The 13291-nt window shown below is 56.1% G+C and carries 13 protein-coding genes and 1 pseudogene; 6 read left to right on the forward strand and 8 right to left on the reverse strand.

The window, feature by feature from the left end; all coding sequences use genetic code 11:
* Positions 1-82 precede the first annotated feature (82 nt).
* Genes KUA23_RS08235 through KUA23_RS08245 form a run of 3 tightly spaced genes read right to left on the reverse strand, consistent with a single transcriptional unit; the run spans position 83 to position 2682 of the window.
* Positions 83-784, reverse strand: coding sequence for a phage terminase small subunit (locus KUA23_RS08235; RefSeq protein ID WP_252993725.1), 702 nt, complete (start codon positions 782-784; stop codon positions 83-85).
* Positions 785-788: 4 nt separating this feature from the next.
* Complete coding sequence (locus KUA23_RS08240) at positions 789-1811, reverse strand: phage major capsid protein, P2 family (protein WP_252993726.1); 1023 nt, start codon at positions 1809-1811, stop codon at positions 789-791.
* Between the two features lie 40 nt (positions 1812-1851).
* The gene (locus KUA23_RS08245) at positions 1852-2682 is read right to left on the reverse strand and encodes a GPO family capsid scaffolding protein (protein WP_252993727.1); all 831 of its coding nucleotides are present in this window, start codon (positions 2680-2682) and stop codon (positions 1852-1854) included.
* A 155-nt stretch (positions 2683-2837) separates the two neighbouring features.
* Here KUA23_RS08245 and KUA23_RS08250 point away from each other — a divergent pair, with 155 nt between their 5' ends.
* From KUA23_RS08250 to KUA23_RS08260, 3 genes are all read left to right on the forward strand, one after another.
* Positions 2838-4595: a terminase ATPase subunit family protein gene (locus tag KUA23_RS08250; RefSeq protein WP_252993728.1), complete on the forward strand. Its 1758-nt coding sequence runs from the start codon at positions 2838-2840 to the stop codon at positions 4593-4595.
* On the forward strand, positions 4595-5644 hold the full coding sequence (locus KUA23_RS08255) for a phage portal protein (protein WP_252993729.1): 1050 nt from the start codon (positions 4595-4597) through the stop codon (positions 5642-5644). The genes KUA23_RS08250 and KUA23_RS08255 overlap by 1 nt, the downstream gene beginning before the upstream one ends.
* A 157-nt stretch (positions 5645-5801) precedes the next feature.
* A complete protein-coding gene (locus KUA23_RS08260; RefSeq protein WP_252993730.1) occupies positions 5802-6596 on the forward strand; it encodes a DNA adenine methylase in 795 nt (264 codons plus the stop codon).
* On the opposite strand, the gene KUA23_RS08265 is transcribed toward KUA23_RS08260, so the two are convergent.
* From KUA23_RS08265 to KUA23_RS08280, 4 genes are all read right to left on the reverse strand, one after another.
* Positions 6593-7273, reverse strand: coding sequence for an SOS response-associated peptidase family protein (locus KUA23_RS08265; RefSeq protein WP_252993731.1), 681 nt, complete (start codon positions 7271-7273; stop codon positions 6593-6595). The two genes, KUA23_RS08260 and KUA23_RS08265, sit on opposite strands and share 4 nt — an antisense overlap.
* 25 nt (positions 7274-7298) lie before the next feature.
* Positions 7299-7637, reverse strand: a complete 339-nt coding sequence (locus tag KUA23_RS08270) for a hypothetical protein (RefSeq protein ID WP_252993732.1) — start codon at positions 7635-7637, stop codon at positions 7299-7301.
* A 1062-nt stretch (positions 7638-8699) separates the two neighbouring features.
* Positions 8700-10139, reverse strand: coding sequence for a P-loop ATPase, Sll1717 family (locus KUA23_RS08275; RefSeq protein ID WP_252993733.1), 1440 nt, complete (start codon positions 10137-10139; stop codon positions 8700-8702).
* Positions 10140-10705: 566 nt separating this feature from the next.
* Positions 10706-10921 (reverse strand): hypothetical protein, encoded by a 216-nt coding sequence (locus tag KUA23_RS08280; protein ID WP_252993734.1) that lies wholly within the window; start codon positions 10919-10921, stop codon positions 10706-10708.
* A 559-nt stretch (positions 10922-11480) separates the two neighbouring features.
* Between KUA23_RS08280 and KUA23_RS08285 the strand changes: the two genes are divergently transcribed.
* From KUA23_RS08285 to KUA23_RS08295, 3 genes are all read left to right on the forward strand, one after another.
* A complete protein-coding gene (locus tag KUA23_RS08285; protein ID WP_346356386.1) occupies positions 11481-11714 on the forward strand; it encodes a hypothetical protein in 234 nt (77 codons plus the stop codon).
* Positions 11715-12240: 526 nt separating this feature from the next.
* Positions 12241-12486: a hypothetical protein gene (locus KUA23_RS08290; protein ID WP_252993735.1), complete on the forward strand. Its 246-nt coding sequence runs from the start codon at positions 12241-12243 to the stop codon at positions 12484-12486.
* On the forward strand, positions 12483-12734 hold the full coding sequence (locus tag KUA23_RS08295) for a hypothetical protein (protein ID WP_252993736.1): 252 nt from the start codon (positions 12483-12485) through the stop codon (positions 12732-12734). Before KUA23_RS08290 ends, KUA23_RS08295 begins: the two co-directional genes overlap by 4 nt.
* On the opposite strand, the pseudogene KUA23_RS08300 reads toward KUA23_RS08295, so the two are convergent.
* Positions 12718-12911: pseudogene (locus KUA23_RS08300) on the reverse strand (site-specific integrase); the annotation flags it as partial. The gene KUA23_RS08295 and the pseudogene KUA23_RS08300 sit on opposite strands and share 17 nt — an antisense overlap.
* Between the last annotated feature and the right edge of the window lie 380 nt (positions 12912-13291).

Consider the following 13291-nt stretch of genomic DNA (forward strand, 5'->3'; position numbering starts at 1 on the left):
GCTTCACGTTCAGGAGGAGCGGCCTGGCCGATCCGCCCCGAGCCGGCGGGGTGCGTGGGGACGCTCTGTTAGCTGCATGCTTCTAGGTAGAAGGTGCAGCGTATTTTTTCAGGAGGCGTTCGGCGCCGTCCAAGTCCTTCTTGCCGCCGCAGCTGTCGTGCAGCTCGATGGCGCGCTTGAGCAGGTCGATACCGGCCTGAATTTGCCCCGGCTGGCCGGGTTCCTCTGCCGTGATACCATGCACCGTGGCACGGCCCGTTGCCAGGTAGAGCTTGGCGCGGGCTTGGTCGGGCATGTCTTCGTCGTCGGTCAGCTCAATGGTGCGATGCAAGATGCTCAGGTCGAACGTGCCGTTGGTTTTTTGCGCCTTCAGTGCTGCGGTGGCGATTTCTTCCGCGACCAGGCAGCCGGTGGTGCGCTCGAAACGGTCGGGCATGATCAGCTTGTGCTTGAGCACGTAGTCGGCGATGTCCAACGCACCGGCGTATTCACCGGCGTCGATCCGCCAAACCATGATGGTGGTGAGGACGTCATCCTGAGCGCCGTTGCCGCCCGCAAGTACGCCCTCGACATAAGGCACGTACTGAGGCAATAGCTGCGGCTTGAGCGCTTCCTTGGCAGCAGTGGACTGGATCGCCTTCAGGCGTAGCCGATCCTGTAGCAGCTGATTCAACTGGTGCTCGTAAGCGGTCGCACCGGCCATGGATTGCTGCGGTGCGGTTTTCGCTGCTTCCATGGCCGCGCGAGCGCGGCGTTGGTGGGCTTGGGCAATGCTGAGTGCCATGGGATTAACCCTCGCCGCCGGCGTCTTCGACTGGGGTGATGTTTTCCAGCAGGCAACCCAGGCCGTATTCCTCGACCACGTACGCCTCGTTCGACGATTCGAAGTTGCTGACTCGGTTCCACTCCGGCTCTTCCTTGAGGTAGCGGCGGCGCCCGCCGATCTGCCAGTACACGGACAGGTTGGCGAAGGTGGTGATGAGGATCGTGCCTTCGGGGATGTACGGCACCTCGTACAGCGGCAGGCCACCGACGCGGCGTTGCGAGATGATCAGGTCGCTCGCCAGGGTGTTGGTCGCGTCCTGGTCCTTGTTGACCAGGGCCAGGAACTTGTCGTGGACCAGTTCGCGGCCGGTCAGCACGACCAGGCCAGGGTTGCGGCGAAACCAAGGGTCGAGCAACTGGATAGCGTCGTAGACTAGGGCGTCGATGTTCTTGAAGTCCCCGGTTTTGCCGATGGTGATTTTTCCGGCGACAGCACCTTCCTTCAGCACGCGGTCTGGGGCGTGGGTGCGGTACTGCTGGAGCCAGCCGATGTTGACGTCTTCCAGCAACGGGTGCGCGGTGCGGTCGGTTTGCTCTGCGGCCGAAACGCCATAGAAACCGATCTGGATGCGGTCGAGCGCCTGGCGTTGAGCAATGGCGCTGGACAGGCGGGTCTGGAAGTCCGGGAACTTTGCCCAGGCATCGAGCTGCTTGTAGCTGACGAAGGTGTCGAAGTCGGTCTGTTCGGCCTTGTACTTGTCGCTCGACAGAGTGCCAATGCTGCGCGGCTCACGCTTCTTGAGGTTGGTGTTGGTTCGGCTGGCAACGGTGCCGCCCACGCCCAGGCCGACCTTTTCGCCTTCCTGTTCATCGACGCCGATGACGTTGACCTTGGTCAGGAACTCGCTGGATTCCTGAATCTTGGTTTCCAGGCGCTGCTGGATAGTTGGATCAACGCTGAACGTGGCGGTGGCCGATTCGACGCCGTTGAGCTGCGCGACCTGGCTGAGGTAGCCGGCAAAGAGTTTTCGAGTGTCGTTACGCATGGGTGTCTCCGATAGTGGGCTGGGCGGTGTAGGCCGCAGGTCAGAACTCAGCCAGGGCTTGGTTGCCGCCGCCGGTTACCGGTGGGCGCTGGGTTTGGGAGTGGTCTTGGGTTTTACCGAGGGTGGTTTTCAGGTCGGTCAGGTCTTTGCTGAGCTGCTCAACCTTGGTGTTCAAATCGCCGGAAAACTTCTTCTCGGCAGCCAGTTGCTCGGGCAGATCCTTGACGTGGTCGGCGATCGCTTCGACGGCCTGGCCGATCTGGGCGAACTCGGCATCGTCCTTTGCCTGCTTGCCGCCCAGTAGCGCCTGTACTTTGCTGAAGAGCTGGGCGCCGAGACCGGGCTTGTCTTCGATTTCTTCAAATTGCAGCTCGGTTTCCACGGCTTCGGTGAACATCGAAGTGCTGGAGTAGTGGCGATCCTTGAACGGGCTGGATTCAGGCTTTTGCGCGGAGAACGCCAGCACGTCGGTGCCCAGGCTGGCCGGTGAATCGGTCACGGCCAGGCCGACGATGTAGGCTTCGCCGGTATCGGCGAAGCTGTCGTCGATCTCGATCGAGGTGTAGATCTTCTGTTTGGCCTTGTTCATGGCGATCAGCTCAGGCGTCGGTTCGACCTGGGCGAACAGGGCTAGCTTTTTCAGGCCGTGGATTTCTACTTCTTCGGTCTTGACCGCGAGCACATCACCGTAGGCTTTGAACGGACTGTCCGGCATCACACTACGGAAGTGCTCCAGCCAAATACGGGCGCCGTAAGTGGATGGGTTGAAGTTCTTCGCGGACTGTTCCAGCCAGCTGCGTTTGATGGTGCGCTTGTCGGAAGTAGCGCCCTCGACGGCGACGCGGAACCAGTTGCTGCGAAATTTCTTCATGTCGGGAATCCTCAATGCATAGGGCGCTTGATGCGTTGCAATGAGGGGCATGGTCGTGACGCGCGCGAGTTGCGGCAACGGGGCGGGATTGTAGGGAGCGGGACTACAAGGGGCAGCGCTACTGACTCGCCGGCGCGGGCGGCAGCATCGCGGCCATGACTACGACTGAACTGCTCCCGATCGATCCCCGACGCCAATCCAAGTTTCTGTATTGGATGGGTTGGCGTATCTGCGAGATTGCCGAGGCTACGGGCGAAAAGGAAAAAACGCTACACAGCTGGAAGGCCCGCGACGAGTGGGACCGGGCGGATAACGTCGAGCGCATTGGCGGGGCGTTGGAAGCACGGTTGGTGCAGTTGATCCTCAAGGAAGGCAAGAGCGGCGGCGACTTCAAAGAGATTGACCTGCTGCACCGCCAGTTGGAGCGGCAGGCGCGTATTGAGCGTTTTCAGGGCGGTGGCACGGAAACCGAACTTAATCCCAACCTTGCCAAACGCAACGAAGGCCCGAAGAAAAAGACCCCGAAAAACGACATCAGCGAAGAGCAGATCGAGCTGCTGCGCGAAGCGTTTATCGATGGCTGCTTCGACTACCAGAAAGACTGGCACCGGGCCGGCAATCAGCGCACCCGCGTCATTCTCAAGAGTCGGCAGATCGGCGCTACCTACTACTTTGCCCGCGAGGCGTTTATTGATGCGCTGGAGACTGGGCGCAATCAAATCTTTCTGTCGGCTTCGAAGAACCAGGCCTACCTGTTCCGGGGGTACATCCAGGCGTTTGCCCGCGAGGTTGTCGGTGTCGAGTTGACAGGTGATCCCATCGTGCTGCCGAACGGCGCCGAACTGTTCTTCCTCGGCACCAATGCGCGTACCGCCCAGGGCTACCACGGCAATTTCTACTTCGACGAATTCTTTTGGACGTTCAAGTTTGAGGAGCTGAACAAGGTTGCGTCGGGTATGGCAATGCACAAGAAGTGGCGCAAAACCTACTTCTCGACGCCTTCGACCATGGCCCACGAGGCCTACACCTTCTGGACGGGCGAGCGCTTCAATAAGGGCAAGCCGGCAGCGCAACACACCAAGGTCGATGTTTCCCACGGTGCGCTTCAGCAGGGCCGTTTCTGCGAGGACCGGTTGTGGCGCCAGATCGTCACCATCCTCGACGCGGAGGAGGGCGGTTGCGACCTCTTCGACATTGAGGAATTGCGGCGGGAGTACAGCCCCGAGGCGTTCGCTAACCTGCTCATGTGCGAGTTCGTCGACGACGGGGCGAGCATCTTCCCGCTCACGGTGTTGCAGCCATGCATGGTTGATAGCTGGGTTGAATGGGCCGAGGACTACAAGCCGTTTGCCATGCGGCCGTTCGGCGACCGCCAAGTGTGGGTGGGTTATGACCCGGCGGAAACCGGCGACTGCTCGGGCCTGGTGGTGGTCGCACCCCCGATGGTGCCAGGGGGCAAGTTCCGGGTGTTGGAGCGTCACCAGTTCCGAGGCATGGACTTCGCGGCCCAGGCCAGCGTGATCAAAGCCGTATGCGATCGCTACTGGGTGACGTACATCGGGATCGACGTCACCGGCCTGGGTAGCGGCGTGGCGCAGCTGGTGCGCCAATTCTTCCCCAACGTGACCACCTTCAGCTACTCGCCCGAGGTCAAGACCCGTCTGGTGCTGAAGGCTTACGACGTGATCCACCGTGGCCGGCTGGAGTTCGATGCTGGCTGGACCGACATGGCGCAGTCTCTGATGGCGATCCGCAAGACCATCACCGCAGGCGGTCGCCAATTCACCTACACCGCCGGCCGCAACGACAACACCGGCCACGCTGACCTGGCGTGGGCGCTCTTTCATGCATTGCACAACGAACCGCTGGAGGGGCAGACCACTGCCAACACCGGGCGGATGGAGATTTTTTGATGTCGAACCGCCGCAGAAATACCAAGCAGTTGGCCCAGCCCGCTACGGTTTCAACGCAGGAGTTTATTCCGCGCAGTGACAGCAAGATGGAGGCGTTCAGCTTTGGTGATCCATCACCGGTGCTGAGCAGCCGGGAGGTGTTTGATTACCTGGAGTGCTGGTTTAACGGGCGGTGGTATGAGCCGCCGCTGTCGCTGGATGGGCTGGCGCGCTCGGTGGGTTCTAGCGTGCATCTGCATTCGGGGCTGATGTTCAAGCGCAACCTGTTGAGCAAGACGTTTATCCCGCACCGGCTGTTGTCGCGCGCTGCATTCGAACAGTTCGCCCTGGACTTCCTATGCCTGGGTAACGGCTATCTGGAAGGACGGCGCTCGATGCTCGGCCTGGTGCGCGAGCTGGTACCGCCGCTGGCGAAGTACATGCGTACGGGCAAGGACGGGCGGCAGTTCATGGTCCAGGGCTGGAAGGAGGAGCATGAATTTCAACCGGGTACGGTCTTTCATCTGCGAGAGGCGGATCTACACCAGGAGGTGTACGGGCTGCCTGAGTGGATCAGCGCGTTGCAGTCGGCGTTGCTGAATGAGTCGGCCACGTTGTTTCGCCGCAAGTATTACGAGAACGGCAGTCATGCTGGCTTCATCCTCTACATGACCGATGCCGCGCAGAACGAAGCGGATGTCGATTCACTGCGTAAGGCGCTCAAGGATTCCAAGGGGCCAGGTAACTTCCGCAACCTGTTCGTGTATTCGCCGAACGGTAAAAAGGACGGGTTGCAGATCATCCCGGTCAGTGAAGTGACGGCCAAGGACGAATTCAACTCGATCAAAAACCAGACCCGCGACGACGTGCTGGCCAGCTTGCGCATTCCGCCGCAGTTGATGGGCATCGTGCCGCAAAACGCGGGTGGTTTTGGGTCGATCAGGGAGGCGGCGCAGATCTATGCGGCCAATGAACTGGAGCCGATTCAGGCGCGTATGGCGCAGGTGAATGACTGGCTCGGGGAAGAGGTCGTGCGCTTCAAGCCCTATGAAATTCCCGTGGGGGGCTAAAACCCCCTGCGCAGCAAACGAGGCGACGAACCGGTGCGTCAACGCCGGTTCGACGCTGAAACACTCGAACACGCCGAGTGCTCCAACCAAGGCCTCGCCCCACTGCGCAGGGGGTGCGAAGCCTAAGCGAATCCAATTGTCGAAACAAGGATCACTTATGAGCACACCGATAATCCCGTGGATGGGCGGCAAGCGTCGCCTGGCAGATCGCCTTATTCCGCTGTTCCCACCACATGAATGTTACGTCGAGGTCTTTGCCGGCGGCGCAGCGCTTTACTTCATGCGGCCCCAGGCTGCGCCGGTTGAAGTCCTTAACGACATCAATGGCGACTTGGTGACGTTGTACCGCGTGGTGCAGAACCACCTGGAAGAGTTCGTGCGCCAGTTTAAGTGGGCACTCAGCTCCCGCCAGGTGTTCGAATGGCAGAAGATGACCAGGCCGGAAACGCTCACCGACATCCAACGGGCTGCGCGATTTTTCTACCTGCAGCACCATGCGTTCGCGGGGAAAGTCAGCGGGCAGACCTTTGGCACGGCCACCACCGGGCCGGCGATAAACCTGCTGCGGATTGAGGAGAACCTATCCGCTGCCTGGCAGCGGCTCTCCGGGACCTATGTTGAAAACCTGGGCTGGTTGGAATGTGCTGAGCGCTACGACCGGCCACACACCTTCCACTACATGGACCCGCCTTACTGGCAGACCGCCGGTTACGGAGTGGACTTTGCCTTTGAAAACTACGAGCGGATGGCCGAGTTCATGCGGCGCTGCAAGGGGAAGGTAATGGTCAGCATCAACGACCACCCCGATATTCGCCGTGTGTTTGATGGGTTTCACTTTGAAACGGTGGACATCCGTTACAGCACGGCGAACCAACGGCAGGGTAAAACCGAGGTGAGCGGCGAGTTGGTGATCATGAATTGGGAGCCAGCAGCACTGGGTGGGCTGTTCTAGAGCACTGGCTCGATCAAACTGGCGCCCTTGTTTCTCACGTTGCCCACGGCGGTGCTGACCTTGAACCATTCAAAGGCCTCGGCCGGCTCGCCCTGGTGCAACACCATCTGCTCGGCACGTTCTTTTGGCGTTGCCGGGTCCAGCCATTCGCGGGCAAGGTCCGGCGTCAGAACCACGGGCCTTCTGTCGTGAATGTCCACCATTCCGCCAGCGCTGTCGGCGGTGATGATCACAAAGCCGTCATGCTCGCCTGGGCCTTCATAGGGGTCTGGTAGTTGGCCGATGGCCGCGCAGAAGATCGGCGCGCCGTCCCTCCTGCGGATCAGGTAGGGCTGTTTTTTCGGCCCACCTTCATCCACCCACTCAAACCAATTGTCGATAGGCGTGATTGCCCGGTGCGGCCAGATCGCCCGGAAGAAAGGGCCGTGGGCGACCTTTTCGACGCGTGCGTTGATCGGTGCGGCGCGGTCTTTCGCCCAATGCGGTCGCCACCCCCAGCGAACTGGATCAGCGTGCAGCATTTCACCTTGCAGGTGCAGCAATGCCACCTGGGTCGTCGGAGCAATGTTGTACCGCTCGATAGGTTGGTCGCCCACCGAGTTTGCCAGGGCGTTGGGCATGCTCAGCGCCGCAACGAAGTCATGGATTCCCCTGTACTGCGACAGCCTTCCGCACATAGCCAAGCCCTCCTTCCGTTTGATCTTAGACAATCGTGGTCGGTCGAGGTCTCATCTCGTTGACGATTCGCTTCAGGCCTTCGGCTTCACGCTGACTTACGGTCAGTGACGTCGTTAGGGTGTCGATCTGCTTGCGCATCTCAGCCGCTTCACCGCCTCTCTGACGGAGGTATCCAGCGAACTCGGCGTTCTTGGCCTGGGTAGCCAGCAGCATCTGGCTGATTCCAAAGACATCCTCCCGTGCTTTGCGCAGTTGCACGTTCAGGTCCTGGATCTCGTTCTCCAGGAGGCGGCAGTGCTGCCGGTACATTTGCAATGGGGTAGGGAGGCCAAGCCAGCCGAGGGTGTCTTCATCGTTATTCATGGGTGCGAATCCAATACTGTATGCGCATACAGTAGTCGAGGTTAGCTCATGACGCGATTTGAGGCGACGAACTGTAGGAGTGAGGGGGGCTTGGGGTCAGAAAAAATCAGCTGGGATAGATGAAGGTTTGCCTTTCAGTAGCATGAAAAAACCCAGCTCAATATAGCATTTGCAGGGTGTCACGGCAAGCCAAAGCGGCCGCGAGGACCAATAAACACGGGGCTTCGGGGGCTGCGCTGGAGGAACCCAGCGAGCTGCCGGCTGCGTGGGGAGTTGGCGTGCCACATTTAGGGCCACAGGCGTGCTACACCGGGGGCATTGGCGTGCTTCACCACCCGGCGCGCGCCGTCGTCCCCCCACCTCGCCTGCGGGCTAAATGGGTCGTTTTTTCTGCGCACCTTCGGACCATTCGCAGCGGCCCAGCTTGGGGCTCTGATCGTCGTTGTGGGGGGGGGGAAGCCTGCGGAACCCTGCGAAGGTGGGGGGGGCGCAAAGCTCACAACCGTGTGAGAGCAGCCGGATCCAGTTGCTGCCTCGGGAAAAGGGTTAGGTTTTTTTTGAGTGGGGCGTGTTCGGCTGGAAGCCCCGTATTTATTGGGCTTGAGACCTAACTTTGATGGGTTAGGTTGGGTTAGATTAAAAGTTAGGAGTCTGTAACTATATGTTTTTAAAGGAAATAATGTGTTGAGTATTTAACATCAATAACGGTTAGGTAATTACCAGTGCTAACCAGAAGCTAACTTTGCCAGTCCTTCGCAAACCCGTACCAGACAAGGCTTTCATAGCATCCAGTAAAAAACTAACCCTCCTAACCTCTTTGCCGTGGGTCAACATGAAAACGCGAGATGCGCCTAGGGCGGTGGCTTTTGAAGCTGCGTATTGCATTGCGGAGTGCTCACATCCCTTACGTTCACGCACACGCGTTATCACCTACAAGCTTAGGATGTGGGTGTTTGCAGAGGGCATTGGGATTGGAGTGAGAGAGACTTGTGGTAAAGCACGTACATCATGCATAAGCAGGATCGCTGCCGTCTACATTAAGTAGAGGCAGCGACTTTATACTTATGGTGCACTCAATTCCAACTCGTTGAAGATCTGCATAGGGTCTTCTGGTTGGAGAGCCCACCTATAAGCGGGATGAACCTCCCAGTCGTAACCGAAGTCTACAAATTTATTAGAGAGATACCTATTTTCTTCGAAATACTTACGATCAATACCGGCAGCAGTTGCCTTGCGAGCGGTGATGAAATTTATTTTGAATAAAAAGGCGGCGAGTTCTTGGGTTTGTATTAATCCGCTGTTAGCCCAGCGGAATTTGCCTTGTTCTTCGATGCCCTTAAGTTTTTTCAGTAATAGGTCGGTTGTATAGATATAACCCTGTCCCAGTTTTCTTTGGGCCTTAGTAGGACGCATTCCCAAAATCAATCTCTCGATAGTCGGAAGCTCAGATCTGTATTCATTTATGGTGTCTTGAAGTCTGCCCTGAGAGTACTCTTCGAAAACAGCTTCTAGATTGCGCGTTGTAATTACTGTGGAGTTCTTTGACTTTGCTTCGCGGCCAGCTAGAGTCAAAAGCTTTACCAAGTCCCGGGGTCTTTTTCGAATAAGGGACATTAGCACTCGATACATGGGTGCATCTTGCCAATGACCTTTGCCGGAGAATTTTTCTTCGATGATCGGGCTTAAGTAGTGCATCATCTGTGACTGATGTTTTTCTAAGAATTCGGCTTCGGTAACTTTTCCACCAAAATAGCTATCAATTCTTTTTGATAGTAACGCTAGGATCTCATGATTACTCCAAGAGAACCAGATTACCGAGCCTTCGGTTTTATCGGTAGATTCATCAGATGTCCGTGCTAGGTAATAAACATCTGAACGCAGGCTGATTCGGAAATAAATGCCGCGATTCTCAGTAGAAATATCTCGGATGGCATTCAAAAGTGCAGAAATTCGTTGGATGTCGTGTTTGCGTCCTTGCCATCCACGGTCAAGATCATCAATGTAGACCGAAATTTTTTGATGTTGAAGAAAGTCTTTCAAGATTGCTTGTTTTGCCGGAGTAAGATCTGCTTTGTCCTGTTTGATAGTTGATGAGAGGAAGTCTAAGGCCGCACCACCGTATTGGTTTAGTTTTCCTCTCCAACCATCGTATAACATCCCGAATGATGTTAAGGCTTTCTTAGCTATAATCTCGTTTATTCCAGTCTTCCAATCTCTAATCATTTTCAAAAAGTCGTCGCTATCTTCTCCGATGTCGACAATATCATTGGGCCTAATTAAAAGGGTAAGGCGGTTTTTTAATGATTCTTCGTTTATAGCGACTTGAAACAGTGCTGATTTTCCTACACCCTTATGTCCGACGACTATTCTTAGTGGCAGGTCGTTAACAACTTGAGCGTAAGTTTTGCCTTTGAAGTAATATTCCCTTAGGCGTTCTGGATCTTCATCTTCGGCAGCTTCATGGCCGAACAGTTTTTGCAATTCAAATTCTTCGAAATCCATTTTGCGACCTTCTTTGTAGAGGGTGTTATAGAATTATTTTCAGTTCTGAGCACAATTTTTTCTTGAAATATCTCGCGTCTCTGCGAAAAGTCGCCAGCGTTTCAGAGGTGCCACTCCAAAATTAGTTGTACCTCTATCTTCTACAGTCGAGACAAGGCCCATCGAAGCTTCTTCGATATACGGATGTTTTTCCTGGATTCTGGAGAGTACGTCGGATTGGGGATATTCGGTGGGCACGTCATCGACTCCATTCGTATGCTCTTAGAGGATAGCAGTCAGATCAATCAAAATGCCATCACCTCAAAGGCGAGATTTCGTTCGATGATACAGGCGGGGCTTCCAGCAAAGAGAAGCGTCCGTGGGGGACCTCGATTTTGCTTAAGTTTTCTCGCCTGCATAGGCAGGCAATATCATGGTGGTTTGATAGAAGATCTGCATGCGCCAGAAACCAAAATCTATTCATTTGTCTTTTGAATCAATAAGTTGCGATCTAATATTTTGACGATCAATGAAGAGCGTACTGCCTTTTTACTAGTCAGGTCCTTTCTGCTTTGGGCACGACCAGCTCAGGGGCGGCCCAACCTTTTCAACCTCGCTAGGCCCTGCTTTATGTGGCCGGCGTTATCATCGAGTGTGTGAAGTGCCCCCCGCACGTTCTCTCCTATTTCAAAATTGTTTTGCTGCTCAGCCCAAATAGTCAGCTCCATCACAGCCGCTTCGAGCGCCAGTTGATTTTGATAAAGTCTTTCCAGCACATCTGCCAATGAGTATTCGCTTGTCATGGTATGCGACTCGTTCTCAAAGAGCTCAAGCATAGCAGTGGCAAATCTCATAGTTGCGAAGGTCGAAAAAAAGGGCGGAGCGTCAGTGCATGGGGGTGGTGTTGGTACGAAAGTGGTACGGAATTTTCTGAGATGCTTGGAACATCACGTTTGATGTGGCCTGCAGAATTAGCTGTTCCAATCCATCACCGAAAAGGCTGATGTTTTTCGCTCATGACCGGCAGCAGTCGGCCAAAAGCAGTCACTGCGCGGATGCTGAATGGGAAGCGGTGAGCGTCTGGTGTGATGTGGGTTCGAACCTCCCCTTCACCGCCAAACTCAAAAAAAACAAACAACTGATTTTCCTAGAGAAAGTCGGGAATTTGTGGTTTTTTACGTCAAAAATATAGCCCCATGGGACCACCATGAGACTGGCACTTCTTTTTGGTGCGCTTTTGGGTCGCCAGATAGGGGGCAATTGCTCTCTCTGTGAACTTAATGTTAAACCCACCACTCGTTACAGAAGGGGGCCAATTCGTGTGCCCCGTCTTCAACTGTTTGAAAGCTTGGGTAGGAAGTCATGTTTGGCGCCAGTAACAAGAGTCATCCCGCAGAGAGCCGTTCTGCTCATTCACTCGCCAGGATTGCGCACGCAGTCACCGGATTTGAAGCACGGGATTGTGAGATTCTCACGCGTGAGTTGATATTGAATCTTCATGAGGAAGAGACAATTTCCGGACTCGACGCTGAAAACCTACGAATCCTGAGCAAAGTGGCGCTTGAAAAGCGTCTCTTTGAAATTGCGAATTTTTAAGATTTGCGCATTGCCTGAATCGACATAACGCCGCTTATGTTCAAAAGGCCCCCACACTTTAGCCAAGTACGGGGGCCTTTTTGTGTGCTCACGCAAACCAGAACCCCCTAGACTGGTAGACCGACTCCCCCTAAAGTGCTGTCACGCAACACCTGACACCTACTCGATAAGGAATCGCGCCATGCCGTTACCCGTTACGCCGTACTTTGCGGAGCGCCTGAGGTCCCTCGGCGCGTGTTCCGCAAACGTAGCGTTTCTGGATGGGCCTAAAGAGGTCGACCATGAGCGTGCTTGACGATAACGAGGGAAGCGTGACGGCTCCCTTGGAGGAATGGGCCCGTGACTGGGAACTGGGCAAGAGTTGGTTGGTATGCCGGCACTGCAAAGGCCTGCAGAGTTACCGTGGCGGTAGTTCGCAGTTGCCTTTCCGTGCGCATCTAGCCCAATGCCCAGCTTTGAATCGTAGGGAACAATTTCCATTGTTGGAGTTGCGCGCCGCCTTGGACGCGCTCCGTCCGGTGACGCCATGAGTTTGATTTTTACGCTGAACGGAATCAGCCTGCCTGACCTGATACGCACCAAGTTGGCCAACCACCTGGAGCGCTTTGCCCGAGTTGAGGATTTGCGCGCCCTGGAGCTAGCCCGGGATCGCGCGGAAGGCTTTATAGAAGGCGTGGAGGCGGCGCGTGCGTTGACTCCGGCCACCATCGAGGCGCTGCTTATTGCGGTTGAGGAAGCGGCGTTGGCGCGCCGCCTGGAGCTGACGCCATGATCGGCGAAGCGATACAGTCAGACACCCTGATAGCATTGGTCAGCCAAAACGCGGTGCGTGAGGCCGTGGTGGGCCGCGTTGCCGGCGATAACAGCCAGTGGACTTTATCCATCCGCTTGGGTGGTCCTACGGCGCGCCTGATACCAGTGCGTTCGCGACGTGAGCCGTTACGCACCTGGGCGAGTCTCACGGCCGTAGGCCGGTTCGCCGAAGCGGTGGGTCTCAATAGGATCAGTGTTGAGCTGTGACCGGTGATAGCTTCAACGCCAGTTGCAGCATCCCCACCATGTCTGGCCCGTCCTGGTTGATCCACGTGCCATAGTGCTGACGGATCATGTGTTGGTATGCCCCATTTGTTCGGCGATCCAATCAATTGAAGCAATGCCAGTGGTCAGAAACAGACTGGCGTGCGTATCCACGCATTGGAGAAGTTCTCGCGAATGGTCGCTTTTGGCCGATTGCCGCCTGTCTTGAGGCGCAGGGCGTGACTGCTTGAAAAGTAGTGTTGGTACGAAAGTGGTACGCGGCTTTCAGGTCGGCTCTGTAGAGCAAGGAATACGTGGCCTACAGGATTAGTAATTCCAATCCATCATCGGAGCAACGGAGAAGCGGCGGGAGAGTGGGGCGGTGTGTAGGGGCATGGGGGATCTGAGTTAGCGAGGCGAATGGGGCGCAGTTTATCAGGGATGGGTGTTGGGTGCCGGGGGGGTGCGCTGCGTTTCTCACCTCTTCGCCCGTCGTTGCCGAGCATTCCGCCCAGACGCCTTCCCCAAGCGTCAACCTGAACCAATCCTGTCACTCAGCA

The organism is Pseudomonas pergaminensis, from assembly GCF_024112395.2.
GTDB lineage: Bacteria > Pseudomonadota > Gammaproteobacteria > Pseudomonadales > Pseudomonadaceae > Aquipseudomonas > Aquipseudomonas pergaminensis.

Bases quoted from the DNA above. Each gene is read 5' to 3' on its own strand.
- KUA23_RS08235 (WP_252993725.1), bottom strand. From the start codon at position 784: ATGGCACTCAGCATTGCCCAAGCCCACCAACGCCGCGCTCGCGCGGCC.
- KUA23_RS08240 (WP_252993726.1), bottom strand. From the start codon at position 1,811: ATGCGTAACGACACTCGAAAACTCTTTGCCGGCTACCTCAGCCAGGTC.
- KUA23_RS08245 (WP_252993727.1), bottom strand. From the start codon at position 2,682: ATGAAGAAATTTCGCAGCAACTGGTTCCGCGTCGCCGTCGAGGGCGCT.
- KUA23_RS08250 (WP_252993728.1), top strand. From the start codon at position 2,838: ATGACTACGACTGAACTGCTCCCGATCGATCCCCGACGCCAATCCAAG.
- KUA23_RS08255 (WP_252993729.1), top strand. From the start codon at position 4,595: ATGTCGAACCGCCGCAGAAATACCAAGCAGTTGGCCCAGCCCGCTACG.
- KUA23_RS08260 (WP_252993730.1), top strand. From the start codon at position 5,802: ATGAGCACACCGATAATCCCGTGGATGGGCGGCAAGCGTCGCCTGGCA.
- KUA23_RS08265 (WP_252993731.1), bottom strand. From the start codon at position 7,273: ATGTGCGGAAGGCTGTCGCAGTACAGGGGAATCCATGACTTCGTTGCG.
- KUA23_RS08270 (WP_252993732.1), bottom strand. From the start codon at position 7,637: ATGAATAACGATGAAGACACCCTCGGCTGGCTTGGCCTCCCTACCCCA.
- KUA23_RS08275 (WP_252993733.1), bottom strand. From the start codon at position 10,139: ATGGATTTCGAAGAATTTGAATTGCAAAAACTGTTCGGCCATGAAGCT.
- KUA23_RS08280 (WP_252993734.1), bottom strand. From the start codon at position 10,921: ATGACAAGCGAATACTCATTGGCAGATGTGCTGGAAAGACTTTATCAA.
- KUA23_RS08285 (WP_346356386.1), top strand. From the start codon at position 11,481: ATGTTTGGCGCCAGTAACAAGAGTCATCCCGCAGAGAGCCGTTCTGCT.
- KUA23_RS08290 (WP_252993735.1), top strand. From the start codon at position 12,241: ATGAGTTTGATTTTTACGCTGAACGGAATCAGCCTGCCTGACCTGATA.
- KUA23_RS08295 (WP_252993736.1), top strand. From the start codon at position 12,483: ATGATCGGCGAAGCGATACAGTCAGACACCCTGATAGCATTGGTCAGC.